The sequence below is a fragment of the Pseudomonas sp. ef1 genome, assembly GCF_007293365.2.
Taxonomy (GTDB): Bacteria; Pseudomonadota; Gammaproteobacteria; order Pseudomonadales; family Pseudomonadaceae; genus Aquipseudomonas; species Aquipseudomonas siliginis.
The window spans coordinates 2,609,922-2,631,154 of record NZ_CM129815.1 but is presented as its reverse complement, the minus strand read 5'-3'; the positions used below and the strand labels follow the sequence as shown (position 1 = coordinate 2,631,154).

Annotated in this window: 21 protein-coding genes and 1 pseudogene; 16 read left to right on the top strand and 6 right to left on the bottom strand. The window is 53.7% G+C overall.

Annotated features, from left to right (window positions below; translation table 11 throughout):
* Nucleotides 1–89: 89 nt before the first annotated feature.
* On the bottom strand, nucleotides 90–983 hold the full coding sequence (gene ptrR, locus FEE99_RS12010) for a putrescine utilization regulator PtrR (protein WP_041478964.1): 894 nt from the start codon (nucleotides 981–983) through the stop codon (nucleotides 90–92).
* A 103-nt stretch (nucleotides 984–1,086) separates the two neighbouring features.
* On the opposite strand from ptrR, the gene FEE99_RS12005 reads away from it, so the two are divergent.
* Nucleotides 1,087–2,268 (top strand): MFS transporter, encoded by a 1,182-nt coding sequence (locus tag FEE99_RS12005; RefSeq protein WP_041478963.1) that lies wholly within the window; start codon nucleotides 1,087–1,089, stop codon nucleotides 2,266–2,268.
* Here the strand turns inward: FEE99_RS12005 and FEE99_RS12000 are convergent.
* From FEE99_RS12000 to FEE99_RS11990, 3 genes are all read right to left on the bottom strand, one after another.
* Nucleotides 2,216–3,145: a DMT family transporter gene (locus FEE99_RS12000; RefSeq protein ID WP_041478962.1), complete on the bottom strand. Its 930-nt coding sequence runs from the start codon at nucleotides 3,143–3,145 to the stop codon at nucleotides 2,216–2,218. The genes FEE99_RS12005 and FEE99_RS12000 overlap by 53 nt on opposite strands.
* Before the next feature lie 253 nt (nucleotides 3,146–3,398).
* Nucleotides 3,399–3,791: a DUF2177 family protein gene (locus FEE99_RS11995; protein ID WP_041478961.1), complete on the bottom strand. Its 393-nt coding sequence runs from the start codon at nucleotides 3,789–3,791 to the stop codon at nucleotides 3,399–3,401.
* Between the two features lie 95 nt (nucleotides 3,792–3,886).
* Entirely contained in the window at nucleotides 3,887–4,723 is an 837-nt protein-coding gene (locus tag FEE99_RS11990) for a CvfB family protein (RefSeq protein ID WP_016771157.1), read from the bottom strand.
* Nucleotides 4,724–5,062: 339 nt separating this feature from the next.
* Here FEE99_RS11990 and FEE99_RS11985 point away from each other — a divergent pair, with 339 nt between their 5' ends.
* From FEE99_RS11985 to FEE99_RS11975, 3 genes are all read left to right on the top strand, one after another.
* Nucleotides 5,063–5,251, top strand: coding sequence for a hypothetical protein (locus FEE99_RS11985; protein ID WP_016985943.1), 189 nt, complete (start codon nucleotides 5,063–5,065; stop codon nucleotides 5,249–5,251).
* A gap of 202 nt (nucleotides 5,252–5,453) precedes the next feature.
* Nucleotides 5,454–6,170 carry a TorF family putative porin gene (locus tag FEE99_RS11980; protein WP_041478960.1) on the top strand — a complete coding sequence of 239 codons (717 nt, stop codon included), beginning with the start codon at nucleotides 5,454–5,456 and terminating at the stop codon, nucleotides 6,168–6,170.
* 77 nt (nucleotides 6,171–6,247) lie between these two features.
* A complete protein-coding gene (locus FEE99_RS11975; protein ID WP_041478959.1) occupies nucleotides 6,248–7,117 on the top strand; it encodes a DUF6279 family lipoprotein in 870 nt (289 codons plus the stop codon).
* Nucleotides 7,118–7,238: 121 nt separating this feature from the next.
* Here FEE99_RS11975 and FEE99_RS11970 read toward each other — a convergent pair whose 3' ends face one another.
* Nucleotides 7,239–7,631, bottom strand: a complete 393-nt coding sequence (locus tag FEE99_RS11970) for a hypothetical protein (RefSeq protein WP_041478958.1) — start codon at nucleotides 7,629–7,631, stop codon at nucleotides 7,239–7,241.
* Nucleotides 7,632–7,805: 174 nt separating this feature from the next.
* Here FEE99_RS11970 and FEE99_RS11965 point away from each other — a divergent pair, with 174 nt between their 5' ends.
* The 4 genes from FEE99_RS11965 to FEE99_RS11950 all read left to right on the top strand — a co-directional run bounded on the left by FEE99_RS11965 (nucleotide 7,806) and on the right by FEE99_RS11950 (nucleotide 9,849).
* Entirely contained in the window at nucleotides 7,806–8,549 is a 744-nt protein-coding gene (locus FEE99_RS11965) for a DUF899 domain-containing protein (RefSeq protein ID WP_041478957.1), read from the top strand.
* A 154-nt stretch (nucleotides 8,550–8,703) separates the two neighbouring features.
* On the top strand, nucleotides 8,704–8,874 hold the full coding sequence (locus FEE99_RS11960; protein WP_143979047.1) for a YhfG family protein: 171 nt from the start codon (nucleotides 8,704–8,706) through the stop codon (nucleotides 8,872–8,874).
* Entirely contained in the window at nucleotides 8,871–9,296 is a 426-nt protein-coding gene (locus FEE99_RS11955) for a Fic/DOC family protein (RefSeq protein ID WP_305965249.1), read from the top strand. The genes FEE99_RS11960 and FEE99_RS11955 overlap by 4 nt, the downstream gene beginning before the upstream one ends.
* Nucleotides 9,297–9,573: 277 nt before the next feature.
* Nucleotides 9,574–9,849, top strand: coding sequence for a hypothetical protein (locus FEE99_RS11950; protein WP_041478956.1), 276 nt, complete (start codon nucleotides 9,574–9,576; stop codon nucleotides 9,847–9,849).
* 51 nt (nucleotides 9,850–9,900) lie between these two features.
* Here the strand turns inward: FEE99_RS11950 and FEE99_RS11945 are convergent, their stop codons facing one another.
* On the bottom strand, nucleotides 9,901–11,241 hold the full coding sequence (locus FEE99_RS11945; RefSeq protein WP_041478955.1) for a DEAD/DEAH box helicase: 1,341 nt from the start codon (nucleotides 11,239–11,241) through the stop codon (nucleotides 9,901–9,903).
* A gap of 191 nt (nucleotides 11,242–11,432) precedes the next feature.
* Between FEE99_RS11945 and FEE99_RS11940 the strand changes: the two are divergent.
* The 8 genes and pseudogenes from FEE99_RS11940 to FEE99_RS11905 form a co-directional block, all read left to right on the top strand.
* Nucleotides 11,433–12,137, top strand: a pseudogene (locus FEE99_RS11940) (mechanosensitive ion channel family protein); the annotation flags it as partial.
* 1,709 nt (nucleotides 12,138–13,846) lie between these two features.
* Nucleotides 13,847–15,055 (top strand): site-specific integrase, encoded by a 1,209-nt coding sequence (locus FEE99_RS11935; protein ID WP_447121764.1) that lies wholly within the window; start codon nucleotides 13,847–13,849, stop codon nucleotides 15,053–15,055.
* Entirely contained in the window at nucleotides 15,055–16,947 is a 1,893-nt protein-coding gene (locus tag FEE99_RS11930; RefSeq protein ID WP_041478952.1) for a hypothetical protein, read from the top strand. Before FEE99_RS11935 ends, FEE99_RS11930 begins: the two co-directional genes overlap by 1 nt.
* On the top strand, nucleotides 16,944–18,911 hold the full coding sequence (locus FEE99_RS11925) for a hypothetical protein (RefSeq protein ID WP_064361074.1): 1,968 nt from the start codon (nucleotides 16,944–16,946) through the stop codon (nucleotides 18,909–18,911). Before FEE99_RS11930 ends, FEE99_RS11925 begins: the two co-directional genes overlap by 4 nt.
* 8 nt (nucleotides 18,912–18,919) lie before the next feature.
* Nucleotides 18,920–19,348 (top strand): hypothetical protein, encoded by a 429-nt coding sequence (locus FEE99_RS11920; protein ID WP_052392181.1) that lies wholly within the window; start codon nucleotides 18,920–18,922, stop codon nucleotides 19,346–19,348.
* A gap of 24 nt (nucleotides 19,349–19,372) precedes the next feature.
* Nucleotides 19,373–19,558, top strand: a complete 186-nt coding sequence (locus tag FEE99_RS11915; RefSeq protein ID WP_420480642.1) for a DUF7693 family protein — start codon at nucleotides 19,373–19,375, stop codon at nucleotides 19,556–19,558.
* Between the two features lie 15 nt (nucleotides 19,559–19,573).
* On the top strand, nucleotides 19,574–20,263 hold the full coding sequence (locus FEE99_RS11910; protein ID WP_041478950.1) for a hypothetical protein: 690 nt from the start codon (nucleotides 19,574–19,576) through the stop codon (nucleotides 20,261–20,263).
* A 308-nt stretch (nucleotides 20,264–20,571) separates the two neighbouring features.
* Nucleotides 20,572–20,937, top strand: coding sequence for an MbcA/ParS/Xre antitoxin family protein (locus FEE99_RS11905; RefSeq protein ID WP_041478949.1), 366 nt, complete (start codon nucleotides 20,572–20,574; stop codon nucleotides 20,935–20,937).
* Nucleotides 20,938–21,233: the final 296 nt, after the last annotated feature.

Sequence of the window (21,233 nt, the reverse complement as noted above, 5' to 3'; positions counted from 1 at the left end):
GCACTGATAATAGTCCGAAGTCCTACGCAATGCTCGGCCAAATCCGCAATGATCTGTTACTGAATTGAACAGAATCTGTTGCGATTGGTTCACGCGGTTTCCCGCACTTCATGCAAAGCCACGGGATAGACCGCTTGCTGCACGTCAATCCAGGCATTCAGGTTGGCCCCGGCCATACCCTTGCGCCACATGAGCCACGTTGTCGCACCCGCGAACGGCTCGGCCAACGGATGCACCGCGACGCTTTCGCGACCCGGCAGGCTGGCGAGCATCGACTCGGCCATCAACGCCACACCACTGCCGGCAATCACACAGGCGAGCATGCCCTGATAAGACTCGATCTCCATCGGCCGGCCCATCGCCGCGTGGTAATGAGAGAACCACGCTTCCAGACGCATGCGATATGAACAGCCCTGACGGAAGGTGAATACCGAGCGTCCCTCGACATCCCGCGCGCTGTGCACCGGTGGATGGTCGATTTCGGTGATCAGCACAAGGCGTTCCTCGCACAGCGGCACGCCATCGAGCCCGGCCAGTTGCAGCGGTCCGTCGACCAATGCCGCGTCGAGGCGGCCGGTGAGCAAACCTTCGAGCAGTTCGCCGGTCGGCGCCGATTGCACCTGCAAATTCACTGTCGGGTATTGCTTGTGATATCGCGCCAGCAACGCCGGCAGATGAATCGCCGCCGTGCTGTACATGGTGCCCAGCACGAAATCCCCGGCCGGTTGCCCGCCCATCACCGCCGCACTGGCCTGATCGCGCAGAGCGAAGAGTTTGCCGGTGTAGTCGAGCAGCACCTTGCCCGCCGGCGACAACTGCAAACGCTGCCGTTCGCGCACGAACAATTCGACACCCAGTTGCTCCTCGAGCTGTTTCAGGCGCGTCGACAGATTCGACGGCACACGATGCAGGCGCTCGGCGGCGCGGGTGATCGAGCCTTCCTCGGCGACCGCCTGGAATATCCGCAGTTGGCTGAATTCCACAATCTTCTCCTGAACAGAACAAGTTACTCACTATTATTCAATTTTAAAGAAAGTCAATCGATCCTAGCCTGACGGTCATCGCTCCGCTGAAGGAAGCCCGACCATGTCGCCGCTGATACGTTTATCCGCCTGTTTCGTTGCCCTGATGATGGCCATGGGCATTGGCCGTTTCGCCCTGACGCCACAGATGCCGCACCTGCTCAGCGAAGGGCAGATCGACCTCACCGCCGCCGGGCTGATCGCGGCGGCCAACTACCTCGGCTATCTGCTTGGTGCTGTGGATGCGATGTTCGCGCAGCGGCCGCAGCAGGTGCAGCGACGGCTGCATGGCGGGCTGTGGCTGTGCGTGCTGCTGACACTGGCGTCGTTCTGGGCCAACGGTTTCTGGTCGCACCTGCTGTTGCGCTTTGGCACCGGGGTAGCGAGTGCCTGGGTGCTGGTGATGATTACTTCGCTCAGCCAGCCGCTGGCGGCGGCAGCGGGTCGCCCGCGTTGGGGTGCCCTGGTCTTTGCCGGACCGGGTCTGGGGATTTTTCTCACAGGCTTGCTGGCGCTGGTCTCACATCGATTGCAGCAGACATCGGCAACCCTGTGGCTGATTTACGCGGCAGCTGCGCTGCTGATGATGCTCGGCGTCTGGCGGTTGTTACCGCAGCCCACGGTGGTAGCGAGGCCAGCAACAACCCATGTGAACCCAGCGAATCGCGGCATTGCCCGGCTGGCGCTGATATATGCGCTGTACGGCATCGGCTACATCATTCCGGCAACGTTCCTGTCACAGATGGCCAACGCGCAGTTTCACGGCCAGTGGCAGGCGGATCTGTTCTGGCCGTGCTTTGGCCTCGGCGCGGCGATCGGTGTGTGGCTGGTGAGCTTGCGTCGACATGATCCCGAGACCACGCGGCACTGGCTGATGGCGACGTTGTGGCTGCAAGCGGCCGGAGTGTTCGCCTGTCTGCTGGGCAGCGGCGTCGGCCTGGCGTTGGGGGTGATCCTTTGCGGCACGCCGTTTCTGGCGTGCATGCAACTGGTCATGCAGCGTTCGCGAGAGCTGGCGCCCCACGCCACTCAACGCAACGCCGGGATGCTCACGGCGTGCTTCGCTGTCGGCCAGCTCAGCGGCCCGCTGCTGGCGGCGCTGAGCAGCCATTTCAGCGGCGGTTTGCAGCCGGCGCTGCTGATCGCCGGCGCCGGCCTGTTGCTGGCCGGCGCGCTGGCGATGCAGGCCAAGGCTACTGGCCCAGCGCCTTGCGCAAACGCCGACGCAGCCACTGCTCGGCGCTGACGAAGGTGATGCCGAGCAGCACCAGCACGGCGCCGATGACGAAGTTCAGGCTCAACTGTTCGCCGAGCAGCAGCACGCCGAAGGTCACGCCGAACAACGGCGTCATGAACGAAAACACCGCAAGGTTGGCCGCCAGATAACGGCGCAGCAGCCAGAACCACACCAGGTAGCTGAAGAACGACACCACCAGGCCCTGGAACAGCACACTGGCCACCGCCACGGTGGTCAGGCTGACGTGGGTGATCTGGCCGCTGAACAGCGCGATCAACAGCAGGCCGATGAAACCGACCAGCAACTGATAAAACAGGGTCAATGTCACCGGCGCTTCCGACAGTCGCGAGGCCCGCACCACCACGGTGGTCGCGCCCCAACAAGCGCCGGCCAATACGCCGAAGGCATCGCCCAGCAGCATGCGCCGATCAAGGTTGTCCCACGACACACCGCCGGCGAAGGCAATCGCGATGCCGATGAACGCCAGCAGAATCCCCAGCCATTGCAACGGGCGCAACCGCTCGCTGGCCAGCAGGAAATGCACGCCGAGTGCGGTGAAGATCGGCGCGGTATACAAGAACACCGACATGTGCGCGGCGGTGGTCAATTGCAGGCCTTCGGCGATGAACAGGAATTCCAGACCAAACAGCGCACCGGCCAGCAAACCGCCGCGCCAGGTGCTGCCGACCTGATCCCAACCGCCCTTCCAGCAGATCAGCAAACCGACCAGCAACGCAGAAATTCCCGAGCGCCCCGCCGCTTGCATCACCGGCGCGATGTCAGTCGCCGCCCATTTGATCAGGACTTGCTGCACACCCCAGATCAGGCACAGGCCGATCATCACTTGCAGGGCAAAACCGTCGGCATTGCGCCGCTCGGCACTCACCGCAACACCTCGAACACACACAACATGGCAGGCCATCCATTGGTCAGGAAACAGTGTCGGGGATTATCAATCAGTCGCGCGGAAAAAGCCGTCTGGAAAAGACATTAAGTTGGTCAGTGGCGTCAGCGCTGAATGGTTGCCGGCTGCGACGTCATTCGCGAGCAGGCTCGCTCCCACAGAGGGTTCGGTGAACACGTGGGAGCGAGCCTGCTCGCGAAGAGGCCAGCATTGCCAACACAACTGCCGAATCAGCTCACGTGAATCGCTTCGCCATCAAATAACCCACCATGCAAGCAACCGCCGTCGCCACTGTCCCCCACGCCCAGTCCATCAAACTCACCTGCACCGACCAGTCGCGCAAGGTTGCCCAATTGGTCAGGTCATAAGTGCCGTACGCCACCAGCCCCAACAGCGCACCCAGCTTCGCCGCTCGCTGCCAGCTCAGCGCCGGCAAGACCACGAATACCACGCAGCCAATGACGTACAGGCAATAAAAAACCGCTGCGGGCAACAGCAGCGGTTTATCCAGCATCAGCGAACCGAGCAGTTCGCGATAGGTCGGCGCCATCAGCAGCCCGAGCCAGATCCCGTCGAGCAGCAGAAACGTCAGTAGCGTCGAGACGTATGCGATCAGCGCCTTTTTCATTGGCTCACCCCTTTAGATGTGGGAGCCGCCGATTTTCAAGATCAAGATCAAAAGATCGCAGCCTTCGGCAGCTCCTACCATGGGCCTGCGGTGAGTCAGGTTAGTTCAATGCGATCGGCGTGGATGACGATCTTGCCTTCCTTGTACAGCGAGCCGATGGCTTTCTTGAAGTTGCCCTTGCTGACGCCGAACAGGCTGCTGATCAACGCCGGATCACTCTTGTCACTGACCGCCAGGGTGCCGTCGTTTTCGCGCAACTTGCCGAGGATCTTCGAACTCAGGCTGCTCGCCGCTTCCTGGCCGACCGGTTGCAGGCTCAGGCTGATCTTGCCGTCGGCGCGCACTTCCTTGATGAAGCCTTTCTCGCGCATGCCCGAACGCATGAACTTGAAGATCTCGTTCTTGTGGATCAGGCCCCAGTGCTTGTTGTTGATGATCGCCTTGAAGCCCATGTCGGTGGCTTCGGCAACCAGCAGATCAACTTCCTGGCCCGGGCTGTAGGTGGCCGGGGTCTTGTCCAGGTAACGATCGAGGCGCGCGGTGGCGGTGATGCGGCGCGTGTGTTTGTCGAGGTAGACGTGCACCACGCAGTATTCGCCAGCAGTCATCTGGCGCTTTTCTTCCGAGTACGGCAGCAACAGATCTTTCGGCAGCCCCCAGTCGAGGAACACGCCGATGCTGTTGACTTCAACCACTTTCAGGCTGGCAAATTCGCCGACCTGAACTTTGGGTTTTTCCGTAGTGGCGAGAAGTTTGTCTTCGCTGTCCAGATAGATGAATACGTTGAGCCAGTCTTCATCTTCGCTGGGAATATCTTTGGGGATATAACGGTTGGGCAAAAGAATTTCGCCATCGGCACCGCCGTCCAGATATAAACCGAAGTTAGTGTGTTTAACCACTTGCAAACTGTTGTAACGCCCGACTAAAGCCATTTCCGAAACCCTCAATACGTGGGCGGCATTCTACCCGTTTTTGCCGCAGACGTCGGGCGACAGATCCACGCAGCGGAAAATCTGCATCAACCTGTTGATTTTGCTTGATCACCGCCGGGTGAGGTGCCGCTCGTCAGTCCGGCCGGGCGGCTTGCGGCTGTGCGCAATCGCCTCACACTGATGCGATGTTCTTATTTAAAACAGGGAGTTAGCGAAACATTAATAGTGTCGAACCGGCAATATTGCAGCGCTGCGGTTGGTTATTCCGGGGGATATTTACCAAGCTATTGTCAAGTTATTCCTGTACGATGCCTGGCCGAGTTACTTTTCTAAAGGTTAATGGCCGCCATGCGTGTAAAAGCATCCACCAGCAAAGCAAAGCCAGCTCCAGCCGTTGAAACCAGCGAATCGATCAACGATCAGATCGCAGCATTCCTCAAGTCCGGCGGCGAGATCCAGCAAATTGCCAAAGGCGTCAGTGGCCAGACATTCGGCCCGTCCAAGCAGATCAGCCTGGGCAAGAAGTAACACCGGTTTTACCCCGTCCAGAGGCGCTTTGAGCTTCGAAGCGCTTGGACTGGCACCGCGCAATCCCCCTCGCTTTAAACATAAATCCTCAAAAATCGACGAACGGCCATCAATGCCGGGCATTCGCCGGTATCCTTGCACGCGTCTAGATCAAGCGTTTCAGCAGGCCTTCGCCCTGCGCTCGCGGTTCATGGAGTGACGCATGCGCCCATTTCCCTGTTTATTGTTCGTCAGCCTGCTGTCAGGCGCGACCGCGCACGCGCAGGTTTTTCAGGGTGAACTTGGCGACTTCGATCTCAAGCTCGGCACCACGCCCAGCCGCAGCATGGCCCAGGGCCTGGTCAAGCCGGCGGCGGTCGGCTCGTTTCACGGCGGCCTCGACCTGAGCCACGACAGCGGCGTGTATTTCGGCCAGTACGCGCCGAGCATGGGCATCAGCCCGGGCAAGAACCTCGAGATCGATTCCTACGTCGGCTTCAAGCAACCTTTCGATCAGGTGCTCGGCTATGAAGTCGGGATGATCCATTACAGCTATCCCCGCGTGGACACCCTCGACAGCCAGGAGCTGTTTGGTGGCCTGACTCTGCTCGGCAGTCGCTTCGGCATCGCATTGAGCAACGACCCGGATAAACAGAACAACACCTTGTTTGCCGACCTCAGCGGCAATCAGCCGTTCGGCATCGGCGTGAGCATGAAATACACCACCCATCAACTGAACACACCGGTGGCGGTGGACGGTGGTTATGTCAGCAGTTTCACCGATTGGTCGGTGAAACTGTCGCGACCATTCATGGGCGTCGATCTCGATCTGATCTACAGCAATTCCAGCCTCAGTGGCAGCGATTGCTCGGCCTATTCCGGGCACAACAGCGAGTGCGACGGCCTCGTCACCCTCAAGGCTGTACGCACGTTCTATTGATCGGCTGAACTGCCGCGCGCATCCTGCATCACATAAGAATCAGATTTCCGACGCCAGGCTCTCGCAAGGATTTGCCCATGTCTCGCTGGTTCAAACAGATTGCCGCCCTGCTGATCTTCACCCTCGCCCTCGGCGCTTGCAGCCGCGTGGGCCTTGCCTACCGCAACCTCGACGTGATTATTCCATGGTCGCTGAGTGACTACGTGGACATGAACGGCGAGCAGAAAGACTGGTTCAACGACCGGCTCAGAGAACACCTGACCTGGCACTGCACCACGCAGCTCCCGGGTTACCTCGACTGGCTGGACCGATTGCAGGCCATGGTCGAAAGCAATCAGGTCAGCGACGCCGCCCTGCAGGAGCGCACCGCCGAAGCCAAGCAGGCCATTGCCGAAACCGCCCGGGAAATCACCCCTTCGGCCATTGAGTTGCTGCAAGGCCTGGACGATAAACAGGTCGCAGAAATGAACGACGCGTTTGCCAAGGATTTGCGCAAACGTCAGCAGGAATATGTGAAACCGCCGTTGGCCCAACAGATCAAGGAACGCGGCGAGCGCATGGAAAAACGCCTGAACGATTGGCTAGGACCGCTCAGTGATTCACAGAAACAACGCGTCGTTGCCTGGACCAATGCCTTGGGCGACCAGAACACTCAATGGATCGCCAACCGCGCGCACTGGCAGCAACAGTTCAGTGCCGCCGTTGCGCAACGCCAAAGCCCCGAATTCCCACAACGCATCGAGACGCTTCTGGTCAACCGCGAGCGCTTATGGACAGCAGATTACCGCAAGGCCTACGCCAACACCGAAGTTCAGGCACGCTCGCTGTTTGTCGATCTGATGGCGCAGAGCACACCGCAACAGCGTGAGCGGTTGTTGAAGAAAATCGAGAGCGTGCGCAAAGACTTCAATGACCTCAAGTGCCTGAAGGCCGCGCAGAAACCTTGAAATCACTGGAATCCAATGTGGGAGCGAGCCTGCTCGCGAAAGCGGAAGATCAGACAGATCAAATGTCACTGACAGACCGTTTTCGCGAGCAGGCTCGCTCCCACAGGGGGATTTCGCTGGCTCAGGCGATTTGAGCCTTTGAAGCGACTTCATCAAACGTCACCTCATCCAGCGCATCCTCCTGCTCATCCAGCACCTGACGCGGGTGGTCGTTTCCGGGGATGCTGCTGTCGATCAGGCTCAGCAGGCTGGAACCGCGCTGCGTCAGAATGAAATTGTTGCCGGTACTGCCTTCATGATCCGGACGCGGCTCGATATAACCACGGTCAAGCAGCAGACTTTCATACTCACAGGCCAGCGTTTTCAAATGGTCGAGATTCTCGATCGGCTCGCCGGCGCTGGCTTTCTCGGCCGCATAGTCTTCGGCATAAGCGCGGGGAGCGAAGCTCTGTCCAGCGCTGTTCTGCACTTCATGCAGCAAACGTTCAATCAAATCCCAGTTATAAGTCGTCATCCTGATCCAACCTCCGGTGCGGGTAATTTGTGCCGCTTTCAAAGATTGTGACCGAAGCGCTGCGCAGCCGTTCAGCCGCATATCTTCGCGGCGACCGACCGGCGGTCTGTCGATTCTCTCCCTGGTTAAACGACTAGTCTGAAACAGCCGGTTCAACCCGCAGGAGACATGGTCATGAACGTTGCAAACCATCCGGTGGTATCACGCGAAGAATGGCTCGCCGCCCGTCAGCAGCATCTGGCCCGCGAAAAAGCCTTCACCCGAGAACGCGATCGCCTCAGCGCCGAGCGCCGCGCCCTGCCGTGGGTGAAAGTCGACAAGGACTATCACTTCCAAGGTCCGAACGGCGAACTGAAGCTCAACGATTTGTTTGGCAACAACAGTCAGTTGATCATCTACCACTTCATGTTTGCTGAAGGCTGGGAAGAAGGCTGCCAGGGCTGCTCGTTCCTCAGTGACCACATTGATGGCGCCAACCAGCACCTGGCCCATCACGACGTCGCGGTGGTCGCCGTTTCCCACGCGCCGTTGCGCGAGTTTCAGGCGTTCAAACAACGCATGGGCTGGAAATTCGACTGGGTCTCGTCAGAAGGTTGCGATTTCAATTACGACTTCGGCGTCTGCGCCCGGGCTGAAGATGTCGCCGAGGGCAAGGCTACCTACAATTACGAAAAAACCGAAAGCGCCGAGGAAGAAATGCCGGGGCTGAGCGTGTTTTATCGCAACGACGAAGGCGAGATTTTTCACACCTATTCAACGTACGCACGCGGTCTGGACATGCTGGTCGGCGCTTACCACTACCTTGATCTGACGCCCAAGGGCAGGAATGAAGACGAGATCATGGAATGGGTGCGACATCATGATCGGTATGACGGTGCGCCGAAGTCGGGTTGCTGTCATGGTGAGCAGCGATCTTGAGCGCAATCCGTGCATGGACTCGTCCGGAGCACTTCTACCCAGAGAGGCCCGACGAGCGGATTCTACAGCACCTGCGAATGTGCGATGCTAAGTCATCGGGGCCCTTCGGACATTCCTCCGCTACAATAGGCGCACCTGACATTGAGGGGGCAAGATGGAAAAGCTGAGTTTAGAAACCAAGAAAATCTGGTTCGCCAAGCATCGCAGAGCCAACTTCGCAGCCAGCTTGCGCCTGGAAGGCTTCGCTCCTTCACCTTGCGATGGGGAAATCAAACTCCCTACTCGGGAGGCTGCCCTGAAAGCCGTCCGGCACGTAAAAGTTTGAGTAATGACAAATACGGTGCTGACCAAGCCCCGGATTGCTATCCGGGCTCAGACGTACTCATCAATCTGCTCGATTTGCGCACCGCAGAGGATTTGGACGAAGCGGAACGCTATATCAACGAATTAGCTGCTGCGAAACTGGAATTCATTCCACCCCCATACAGTCTTGCTACGTTGAAAGACGTTCACCGCACCTTGTTCGACAAAGTCTATTCTTGGGCGGGTGAAATCCGCACGCTGGCAATCAGCAAGGGCAACACCCGTTTTTGCAGCCCGGAATTCATTGAGCGCGAGGTCGCAAAAGAGTTTTCGAAAATGGCCAATGCAGGCTGGTTCGAGGACTACTCACGTGATCACCTCATCCACTCAGTGGCCGAAATGTATGGAAATATCAACGTTGCCCCACCCGTTCAGAGAGGGTAACGGACGAACCCAGCGTATTGTCTTTGAATACATCATTTACAACGCAGGTTATTCGATCGATTGGCATTCGGTGGATCGCCAAGGGTGGATTGACGCATGCATTCACTCCTTCTACGGAGTTGAGCAACCTCTTGTCGATATCTTTGATCACTGCATCGGCACGTCGATAGCTGAAGCGAACTTTTGATCCGCATTCCTCCTGCGAAGCTTACTGAACTTTTGCCACGCTTCAGCCCTCAACCGGTTAACCCGCCTTAACCGGAACTGAGGCCTGCCCATGAAAATCCTGATCAAGCTCTCCCTCGCCGCCACTCTCGCCTGCGCCCTGCCCGTCTGGGCTTGCACGCCGGAAGAGGCGACGATCAAACGCGAACAACTGGCCAAGGAAGTCTCAAAGCTCACCGAGCAGAATCCGGAAAAAGCCAAGGAGATTAACGCCGAGTTGCAGAAAATGGATCTGGGCACGGCCAGCGCCGATCTGCCGGACAAGTGCCAGTTGATCGATCAGCGTTTGAAGGAACTGGGATCGGCGGAGAAAAAAGCCGACAGTTGAGGACGAAAAAAAACCGGACATTGTCCGGTTTTTTTATGCGCGCTCTAAAGCTTACTCAGCCGCAGGTTCTGCTGGCTTGCGACGCTTGAGCGGGGCCATGCCGTCGCTGCTCACCAGAGAATTCGGCTTCGGCCGGTTCACGCTCTTGCGCTTGGTCGGCGTCTTGGCGGCGGTTTTCTTCTTGTCGCCCTTGGCGTCGGTCTTTTTCTTCTTCACGCCGACGGCTTTGCCCGAGGCCTTGACCTTTTTCGGCCCGCCGTAGGTGCCTTTGACTTCCTTGATCGTGCGGCGCTCGAAGCTTTGCTTCAGGTAGCGCTCGATGCTCGACATCAGGTTCCAGTCGCCGTGGCAGATCAGCGAGATCGCCAGGCCATCGTTGCCGGCACGGCCGGTACGACCGATGCGGTGCACGTACTCGTCGCCGCTGCGTGGCATGTCGAAGTTGATCACCAGATCCAGACCGTCGACGTCCAGACCACGGGCCGCAACGTCAGTCGCGACGAGGATCTTTACGCCGCCCTGTTTCAGTCGATCGATCGCCAGTTTGCGATCCTTCTGGTCTTTCTCGCCGTGCAGCACGAACGCCTTGTATTCCTGAGCCACGAGGCGGCCGTAGATACGGTCGGCCATGGCGCGAGTGTTGGTGAAGACGATGGCCTTCTGGTAGGTCTCGTTGGCCAGCAGCCAGTTCACAATCTGCTCTTTGTGCTGATTGTGGTCGGCGGTGATGATTTGCTGACGAGTCGTCGAGTTGAGCTGGCTGACCGCGTTGAGCTGCAGGTGCTCAGGGTTGTTCAGGACCTTGGCGATCATTTCGCGCAGGCCGGAACCGCCGGTGGTGGCGGAGAACAGCATGGTCTGCTGACGGTTCGGGCACTCATCGACCAGACGCTGCACGTCTTCAGCGAAACCCATGTCGAGCATGCGGTCGGCTTCGTCGAGCACCAGCACTTCGACTTCTTTCAGGTCGAGGTTGCCGGCGTTGAGCTGCTCGATCATCCGCCCCGGGGTGCCGATGAGGATGTCCGGCACTTTGCGCAGCATTGCCGCCTGCACCTTGAAGTCTTCGCCGCCGGTGATCAGGCCGGACTTGATGAAGGTGAACTGCGAGAAGCGTTCGACTTCCTTCAAAGTCTGCTGGGCCAGCTCACGGGTTGGCAGCAAAATCAGCGTCTTGATGCTGACGCGGATCTTCGCCGGGCCGATCAGGCGATTGAGGATCGGCAGGACGAAAGCGGCGGTTTTGCCGCTACCGGTTTGCGCCGTCACCCGCAGATCACGCCCCTGGAGCGCCAGCGGGATGGCCGCGGCTTGCACAGGCGTTGGCTCGACAAATTTCAGCTCGGCCACGGCTTTGAGAAGGCGTTCGTGCAGGGCGAATTGGGAAAACACGGGTGCTACCTCGAAGATATGCAAAAAAACAGCTGCATAGGTTACCGGTTTCGAGCGCTCAGGCCGAGTTTCTTTGTGCAAACGCCGACAATCAGTGGTTTTTTTGTTGCCCGATTTGTCACTCGCTGCAATACACAGCGTCTTAAATGCTCTAATCTGCCCTCGCGTCTTACAGAAGAAACGTTTCGCTCATGGATATCAAACAGCTCTGGCTCAAAGCCCAGGACCTATGGGGCACGCTCGAAGAGCACCCACTTCTGCAATCGGGACTGGCGCTGCTGGTGCTGCTGGTCATCGCGCTGGTGCTCGGACGAGTGGCGCGCTACCTGATCCTGCACGCCAGCCGCATGCTCGGCCGCCAACCGGCGCTGCACTGGATCAACGATTTTCGCCACAACAAGGTGTTTCAACGACTGGCGCAGATGACGCCGTCGCTGGTGATCCAGTTCGGCCTGCACCTGGTGCCGGAGCTGAGCAAAACCGCGATGAATTTCCTCGGCAACGTCGCGCTGGCCTTCACCATTCTGTTCCTGCTGCTGGCGGTCAGCGCCCTGCTCAACGCCCTGCTCGACATCTACGCGCGCACCGAGCATGCGCGTACACGCTCGATCAAAGGCTACGTGCAACTGGCGAAAATGGTTTTGTACGTGTTCGGCGCGATCATCATCGTCGCCACTCTGATCGACCGCTCGCCGCTGTTGCTATTGTCCGGTCTGGGTGCGATGTCGGCAGTGATTCTGTTGGTCTACAAGGACACGCTGCTGTCGTTCGTTGCCAGCGTGCAACTGACCAGCAACGACATGCTGCGGGTCGGCGACTGGATCGAAATGCCGCAAGTCGGCGCCGATGGCGACGTGGTCGACATCACGTTGCACACGGTCAAAGTGCAGAACTACGCGTGAGTTGAATTCAACTTCGACGTATCGTGAGTTCGCGGCAATCCGGACAGCAACAGGCCTGTATGCTGTGATGCAGCTTTAGCCAACCTGAGCACCACCATCTGCTCTACCAATCGTGCAGAACACATCCCTCTGCGGCCTAGTGTACCGCCTTCGCTGACACTCTTGATCGCACCCCGCGAAGGGTAGGTAAATAGAGCCAGATTTTCTTGAGCAAGAGCTCAGAGGATGGGGCACTCCGTGAGCGAGTTGGTCATTCCACTTTTTTGAACACGTCCACTTCAGGCAGCTTCAATTGGTTCTGGCGGTGCTCGACAGGAGCGCGGGTGTGTTGCTTCTTATTAGATATCCAAAGCCAAAAATGCAGACCACCTTTCTAAGAGTTAGAAGTCGATAGCCTCCTTAAAGACGTTAGATATCGAAGGCCACCAACACTCATCGTCGTGCAGAAGCACCCTTATCAACGCAAGGTCATTCAGGTGCAGCGCACTCAGAGTTATTTGCCTAAGGGCAGCTTGGGGCTTCGCCTAGATGGGTGAAAGTTTGGTCGACGCTTGCTACAGCCCCTTGTTGGACAGTTACGCCACTAGCCTTCCACATTGATTAGGTCAGCTTGAACGCAGCGCCCGTCGACGCCTTGGTGCCCCTACGAGCGGGGCTAGTAGTCTCCTTCATGAGCGAGTTCGCCGTGCTGCTCACCATCTTCGTCATAGCTTGGGTCAGAGCTTGGGCCCGGATACCATCTTCGCCGCGCATGTCAACATAATGAAGGCCGATGATTAAATAAGCACCACCAGCACCAGCACCAGCACCATCCAGGGTAGGCTCCTCATTTGGCGAGAGTCGCACTACTTTCCTGAGCTTCGAGCCCATGTCACTAAGGCCCAAGCGAGCCATGTCACCTGGAAGTTTCAGGCTAGTCTAGCCGTCTCCCAGGATGACCACACAGTAGTTGCCCCCACAACTCGATGCTCTGAGGCGTCGAGGCATGCGCCGAGAGGCGTGGATGAATGGCCAAAGAGCGAAAAATGTAAAAAAAATTTCGCCCGTCGAATTTTCTCTAGCGATATAAATTCTATTTGGCAATTAACCTTAAACATCGACTCAGAAGAAGGCTTGGCAATTGACGTAATTAATTCGTTTACAGCCAAGAGTAATGCCCAGCCCTTCAATCACGTTGCTTGAAAGGCATTGCGAGCTTAGACATGCATCAGCCACCTCCCATAACCTCCTAGAATCGACGTATACAAGGGACTCACAAACCGGATTAACTCATTATTTACAGACATGTCGATATATTCCAGAGTCAATTGATTAAAAATAAAAAAACCTCCCTCTAGGTATTACGCGGCCTCCAGCAGAGCCAGCGCCCACAACCCTAATAAAAAACTAGCGCAACAAACAAAAAAGACCATGACAATATATTAAAATTAAAATGCACCATCGCAACCAGCAATAAAAATACATGTTGCAAAAGTTTTAAACGCCGCTAATCTTTTGGCTTACCTAAATCGAGCCAGAGCGGAAACTCAGGCTTCCCCCTGAAATCTAACTTGCAAGCTCGCTATGTACACAACAGTGGAACTTAAAGCTCTTACTCCTTTCACCAAGTGCTACGAAGACCCAATTGAATCGATGATCTCACTCCCAACAGAGCCTCCTTTTTTTACCCGGTGCGGTACCAAGACGAAAACTACATCCAAGGAATGAAGATCATTCTTCAACCAGATGGCACTCCCTGGGTGGAGGGGAACCTTTTTCTATTATGGCGGGCCGGACAGTACCCTAAACTTTCTGACCAGACTTTAGGCGCTGAGGCTGTCAACCTCAGAGAATTCATGAATGTGATGCACGCTCACAATCAAGATCATCTCGATTTCAAAGGAAGGGAATTTGAAAGGCCGACGTACGTCTTTAAAGCCCACTTCAAGTTAGCTATTGCACGAAACGAGATAGATGCGGAAGGCGTTAACAACAAGATCCGCTCAATGATCCGCTACTATCGATGGAGAATGACGTATCGAAATTACATTCCGACGAAACCACCTTGGAAAGAAAAGATTTCCCATATCACCCGCACCGATAGATACGGCGTAACGCGATTCCGAGAGGTCATCACTACAGACCTAACCTTCCCAAAAAACAAGGAAGAGACGAGTGACTTCATTTACGACGGAGGAAAGCTACGGCCCTTGAACAAGTTTGAGCAGGATGCAGTCATTGAAGGACTGATTATGGTAGGCAATACAGAAATGCTGCTCGCGTTTCTGTTGGCGCTCTTCTCAGGAATGCGAATCCAAACAGTACTAACAATACGTATCGGCAATGTGATCGACGCCTATGCAAATGACATCGCCACATACCCAATCAAAGCGGGGGAAGGCTCACTCGTAGATACAAAATATGGTAAGCGACAGAATATTCAAGTACCTGGCTGGGTGCATCATCGACTTTTTACCTATCTCCAATCCGAACGCTACCAGGGCCGTAAAAAGCAAGCACTGGAAAGAGATGAAACTGAACAATACATTTTTTTGAGTAGGAGCGGAAAGCCTTTGTATGTGAGCCAGCTTGACAAACACAAATACAAGAACCATGAAAAGGGTTCTGCTGTACGAAAATTTATGAGAGACACGTTATTGCCGCTAATCAAAGCACGCGGCCATAACTTTAAATTTAGTTTCCACGACTTAAGGGCTTCTTTCGGAATGAATTTGGTAGAAGAGCGCAGAGAGCTCCTGACACAAGGCAAGATTGGCTACCTAGAATTGATCGATTACGTTGCCAAGCGTCTGCACCATTCGAGCCGCAAAACCACCATGAGTTACTTGGACTACAGGAGGATTAACCAATTGGTGCACGAGGCTGATACAGATTATCAAAAGCACATCCTGAGCCTTATAGAAAATCAATAATGGACGACAGATCTTATTGCGAAATTCGTCTGGACGTCCAGGTTAACTACGCAGAATTACTTACCGAAGCCCAAAATATGCTGGAAAAAAATCCTATCGAATCAATTCTTGTCCGGTTCAGCCATCGACATGCTTTTGATTTTGGAGCTTTTTGCTTTGGCGAACGTTCGGGTAGCAGAGCAAGGAGAAAAGTTAAGTTATCAACTCGCCTACCCAAGCGACTAGCGAGGATAAAAAACCTCGCTAGCCACATCATCAGCATGAGCCTCACCAAAACAGCTCTAAGCTCTGCCTATTCCGCAATTGCGGATTGGGTAATCATGGCAAAATGGTGCGAGGCTAACGGACTTGAAAATTTTCTTAACACGCCTGAGTTATATCACGATGCCTTGGTTGCCTTCACTCAACACCTAAATGGCGATCATAGAGAATACGACACGCGCAGGCGTATGCAGACAGTATGCAAGACTTGCGGAGAACAAATGTTCCCGGAGGAAAACTATCTGTTCACGAAACTACCTCTAATTGTACGACCTCACAACAAAGCTACGAAGGAAATCGAGCCCCCGAGTCTAGAATCGGTAAAATATCTCCTCCAGACATACGAACCCCTATTCATCGGGCTTACGGATTTCTTAACAAAAGAAGAGCAAATCCCATACAAGTTAAAAATCAAAGACGATTATGCCTGGATAGTAGCGGACGATAAATACACGCTAATCACCAGCAAAATTCTCGGTAAAGGCGGAGCGCGGACTGCTGGGTCTTTGTCTTTTGACTACAGCAAAGCTTGCATGAGGACTTTCGAAGAATATAAAGCCCGCCGCAGTGGAAACTATGACAATTATTATTTTCAGGCAAAAAAATCATATGAGTCGAGATTAGAACTAGCCAACTCATCCAAAAACAACAAATATCGAGCATCTTTGGCAAGATTTGCCCACGACTGTTTTGTCGCGATGTTTGTTGCAGCAACCGCAATTAATGAATCCCCCTTGCGCGAACTACCGTGGGATGCCAAATATATAGTAACTCAAGATGAAGAAATCGGCATGAGATCCATAAAATTTCGGGCTAACAACAAAGAAATTTCAGTTCGCGTCAAAGCTGACTTCATCAAACACTTCAAAAAATATGTCCAACTGAGAGACTACTTATGCATGGGTAATGACCACCCCTACCTCTTCGTAGGCTTTGACGGCAACAGTATGTCAAATTACAGAATACTTGATACTAACATACTCCGCCGTCTATATGATCGCGTATGCAGATTCATTGACCCAACTGTGCCATGTCTTAGCTATCAAAGTTTTAGAAACTACAAAGATAGCTATGTGGCAAAAAATCACGGCCACGAAGCCTCTCGAATTCTCCTCGGGCACAGCGAGCGCACGCAAAGATCCAACTATTTAAAGGCGGGTGAGAAGAATGCGGTGGATCAGATTGGTAAGTTTCACGCAGCGGTTAATGAGTTCTTTGGTAGCCCACACCCCTGTTTGACCCCCGTTGGGGGGTGTTCAAGTGAGGGTGCACCGCAGAAAATCAACATTGCGCAAATCACCACTGAACCGGACTGTAAAAGCGAAGTTGGCTGTTTAAATTGCGCTCACCACAAGGTGCATGCAAACCGTGACGATGCTTGGAAACTGATAAGTCTAGAATTTGTCACCAAACAAATGATCCAATCGAGCGCCAGCCTCACACACTTCGAGTTAATCCACGGGCCCACACTGAAAAAAATTGATCAACTCCTGCATGAAATGCTAGTCGTGAATCCTTCACTGGGCCAAACCCTAAAAGACTTGCGAGAAGATGTATATCTGAACAACACGTTAACCGACTATTGGGAACGACATTTAGAGCGGCTCATCCGCTTGAAGGTAATAGTATGAATAGTAACGCACATAGTACCGAAAGCTTAATAAATGAGCAAATTCCGAACGATAAAATAAATGTTGCTCATATCGGGATGGATTTGAATAATCTTTGCGACTCCAGCATCATCAGCTATCGCCTAAACGGGCAACCAGTTTTACTTCGGGAATTGTATTGGGATTTCCCCCAGCTGCGTCTCGTGCCCACTGACTCGACCTCACTTGACTTTCAGTCATATAGATCCCAGGCAATCTTCAACACAAACAATATCAAAACCTCGCAGTTGCTGCTAGCTACAAACATTTTCTCACTAAACTTTCAGGGTAAAGCGTTAAGAATTTCCAGTATTAGATTGTCATTTAACGCTCTGCGTACTCTGACAAAATGCGCGGACGAAAAAAACATTACGCTTCAGGAAATTATATCTTCACCTGCGCACATTGACTTCGTAAACAAAATACAAGTCAACCACGCATCCAACATAACAAAAATGTTAAGAGACTATATAAAATTAACTTCAAATAAACTAATACTAAAACCACACAAACATTTGTTTCAAGCGTTACATCAACGAGGTAGCGCCAGATATGACAACGAAAAACAGACACCCGTTATTCCAAGTCGCATCCTCCATGCTCGCTACCATCACTACAACGACATTACACTAGACTTTCTTAAGCACGGCGATAGTATTAAATTGCTCGCAGCAAAATTAGCCGAAAACCCACTGTACGGTCGAGACATAAGTAAAGCCAGCAGATATCACACGACTGCCGAAAAACTATCAGAACAGAAACAAAAAAGTAAAAATTTTTCCAAAGCACTGAGCGATCACAACCTCACGAATTTCTGCGAAAAATATAAAATTCGACACTCCGATAACTTAGTACGGCATATTTCCCTTGTACAGCACTGCGCCAAATGCCTGATTCACATTTACACTTTAGTGAGAGATCACGAGGCCAAACTACTGGAAGACGAGTGCATTAAACCAGCCGAGGGTTGGAGTTCAAAGGAAATCTATCTGATGGGTATTTCAACAAAGCTATCGGGAACTATTAAGGATACTGCTTGGATTGCCAATGAGCTAATTTCTGAACCAATTAAGAGCCTGCAGTTAATTAAATCTATCATCGCCCCTCATGTACCTCGAGATACAGCTGGTAGCGACTGCTTACTTCTGACGCCGAGTTTTTTACCGTTTTGTAAGACCGACCCTGGGAAAACGGTGATTATCAAAGATTTTACGCGATATGAAAAGTACCTTCCGCCCATCTTTATTGAAGAAGCAGACATCCTTCAGCTTGAGACAATCGACCCGCTTGCAGACTGGCGCTCAGATCCAAAATACAAGGTAGGTAAACCATGGAAAATCGCATCACATCAGTTCCGCAGGACTATGGCTGTTTTCGGCGCTCAAAGCCAAGTCCTCGATATTCCTGAGCTCAAAAGACTCTTGACCCACCTTACCGAGTCCATGAGCATTTACTATCAACGCGGTTGCTCTGCGGGCGGGTACAACATGAAGTTGAAAAGTCCCGAGCTTGCGAAAGAATTCCAAAATGCCATGAATGACGCGCAGTGGATTTCATATCTACATGATGTTTTGTATTCGAGCGAGAAGCTGCATGGTGGCCATGGTGAGCGTGTAACAACGATGAGCAAAGCGAATGACCCCGATAGAATTATTTACCGACAAACTGCTGAAGAAACCATGCAAAAGGCCAAAAAAGGCCTGATTTCTTACCAACGAACCCCACTGGGTGGGTGTGCAAGTAGCAAACCTTGTAACGAACGAGCTCATGGCAATTTCACGAACTGCTTCGGGTGCGCCAGTTCCGTGCTCAAAGCAAGCAATGTCAAGTCCGTCATTGAGCACGCCCAGATTGATCTCATGGATCTTGATCCAAAATCCTTCGAGTACAGGATGGAGCAACGCAACATCAAAGACTACGAAGTAATACTCAGCCATTTGAACTAAGCAGACTTATGAATACCAATATTAAAGGCACAGGCTTACAAGAACTTTACGACGCCCTACTCCGCCTAGCTAACAACAAGCCGGAGCGGGTCGAAAAAGGCACCCGCATTTCGTTCCGCACTGTAGCGCTCGAGGCCGGCAAGGATCCAAGTCTAATCAGGAAAGATCGTGAAATTTACGCGCAGCTTATCGCAGATATCGAGCATTACGCCGCCGTTCAGAAAGAAAAGAGCGCCAAAAAAAATGGTCAAGTGACCCAACTGAAGGCTCGACTCGCACAGCTCCGTAATGAATCCGAGCGTTTTGAAGAGTTGTGGAAAGCCGCCCTAGCCCGCGAGCTGTTCCTCCTCGATCAGATTGACGATTATGAGCAGCGGTGGAAAAAGCACACGAACGTCATCGATTTTGTTCCTAACGGATCGCCTGTCAACCATTAAATAATTAGTAAATTTCTTATCACATTGTTTATTGACTGCGGTGATTTCGATTACTGCGACAACTGCATTTCCCCTGACAGTAAAAAGTATGAGCTCAGCTCAAAAGATGCGCTTGATCCAGTGGGGTTTTTATCCTCAAACGAGCATCGACAGCTCGAAGAACTGCTTCGTCAAATTTTAACATTTTGCAATCGCTCGACCACAAAGTGAAGCTAGGAGATCGACATGAACAATAACTACGTTAACCAAGCCAAAGGACTTCTGTCTGAGATTGGCGTCCATCAGCCCTCGGCAGGTGTATGGGCATTCACGAATGTTCAAACCGTCAGCCACTCCTACATCCATCACTCGCGAGAACCAGTAGCCTTGGCGGCCTACGCAGCAGTTAACGCCACGTTTGCTGCTGGCCGTTTCCCTGACTGGGCGCTGGTCGACATGGTAGACAAAGTGCCCTGCATGGATGGTATCGAGCACACGGCGTTGGCGATGGTTTGCGGTGCTTGTATCCCTACGTTTCCCAGTGCATCAGAACGTGGAAATATTTTTGGACAAGCAGTTTGGGGCATCGTAGAGGCCTATTCGCTTGAAGGTTGTTTTGAGCGTGTCGAGCGGGCTTGGGGCAGTCCAGGCTGGCATTACAACTTGCGGCCTCGAGGTTTCAACTGGTCAGGCGATCAAGAGCTTAACTCAGAATCCATGAAGGAAATGCGGAAGAGCTATCGCGCCATGTCGCCCCTGCAACAAATCATGGTTTTAACGATCATGCACTTGTACTGCCAGGGCAAAGATAAGACATATTTGACTGGGGGCTGTCCAACCAAAATCCCTGCCGCCGAGGCAATGAACATCCTTCGCAGCGATGGGGTGGCGCTCTCGGACTGGGGACACATGGTTACTCATTATACGGGCTGGTGACAGGCCATGGTCTTGGGCGTGCCCTCGTCGGGGACGGCTGTCGTAAACCAAGCCCACGCGCTGCGCTGGTCTTGGCCCTGGCGGGCTTCCATCCTCACGCCTGCGCGCTCCGCTTGCCTTCGCCCCTCGCCCTCTGAGGTCTGTAACGTAATTTTGTGCGCTGTAACGTAAGCAGAGTTACAAAGCACAAAACTACGTTACAGACCATTTATTGCTGGCCGCTGGAACCGTTCACCGGTCAGATGCGGCCATACTGCTCAATAAAGATGGCTAGTTAAAATCGGCCATCACAGATCATATGGTGGCGCATGAAATCAGTCACATCGATCGCAGAAAACGCTGTGCTTAGCAAAGCCTTTATCCGAGCCGGAGAAAGCTTAGGTCTTGATGACACTGATCTGTCAGCTGTTCTGGGCGAGCAGGTTTCCACTGTGCTGCGTCTACGTAACGGTCATGAGCAACTCAAACCTAGCACCGAAGCGTGGAGCCAGGCCATGCTCATGGTTGAGTTGTATCAGTCACTGCTCGCCGTCGCAGGAAACGAGCAAAATGCAAAGGTCTGGCTAACCAGCATGAATCGAGGTCTGAGTGGTCGACCACGCGATCTCATCGCATGCCGAGCGGGGCTGGAGCAGGTCGTCCAATATCTCGCTTCTACTCGCTCTCTCATTTAACCTCTCATGCGCATCGCTGAAATGCTGTCATGGAACACGAAATAAGGAGTGCGGCATGAAGTGGTTCGGTCGATTGATAGGACTCGTTTGTCGAGACAACAGATCAGGCCAAGAGCAAGCCAGAGATCGGGCGTTCATAACTGCCCTCAACAACCTGAAATCTCTGCGCGTGACCCCAGACGGCGGAATGTCGATTGATCCTGATGAGATACGAGAGCAGGTGATTTCGAGTCGCCGGTCACTCAAGCGTTTCGTGCGATGACCATTACGGTTTATTCAGTGTCCACGCAGCCGAG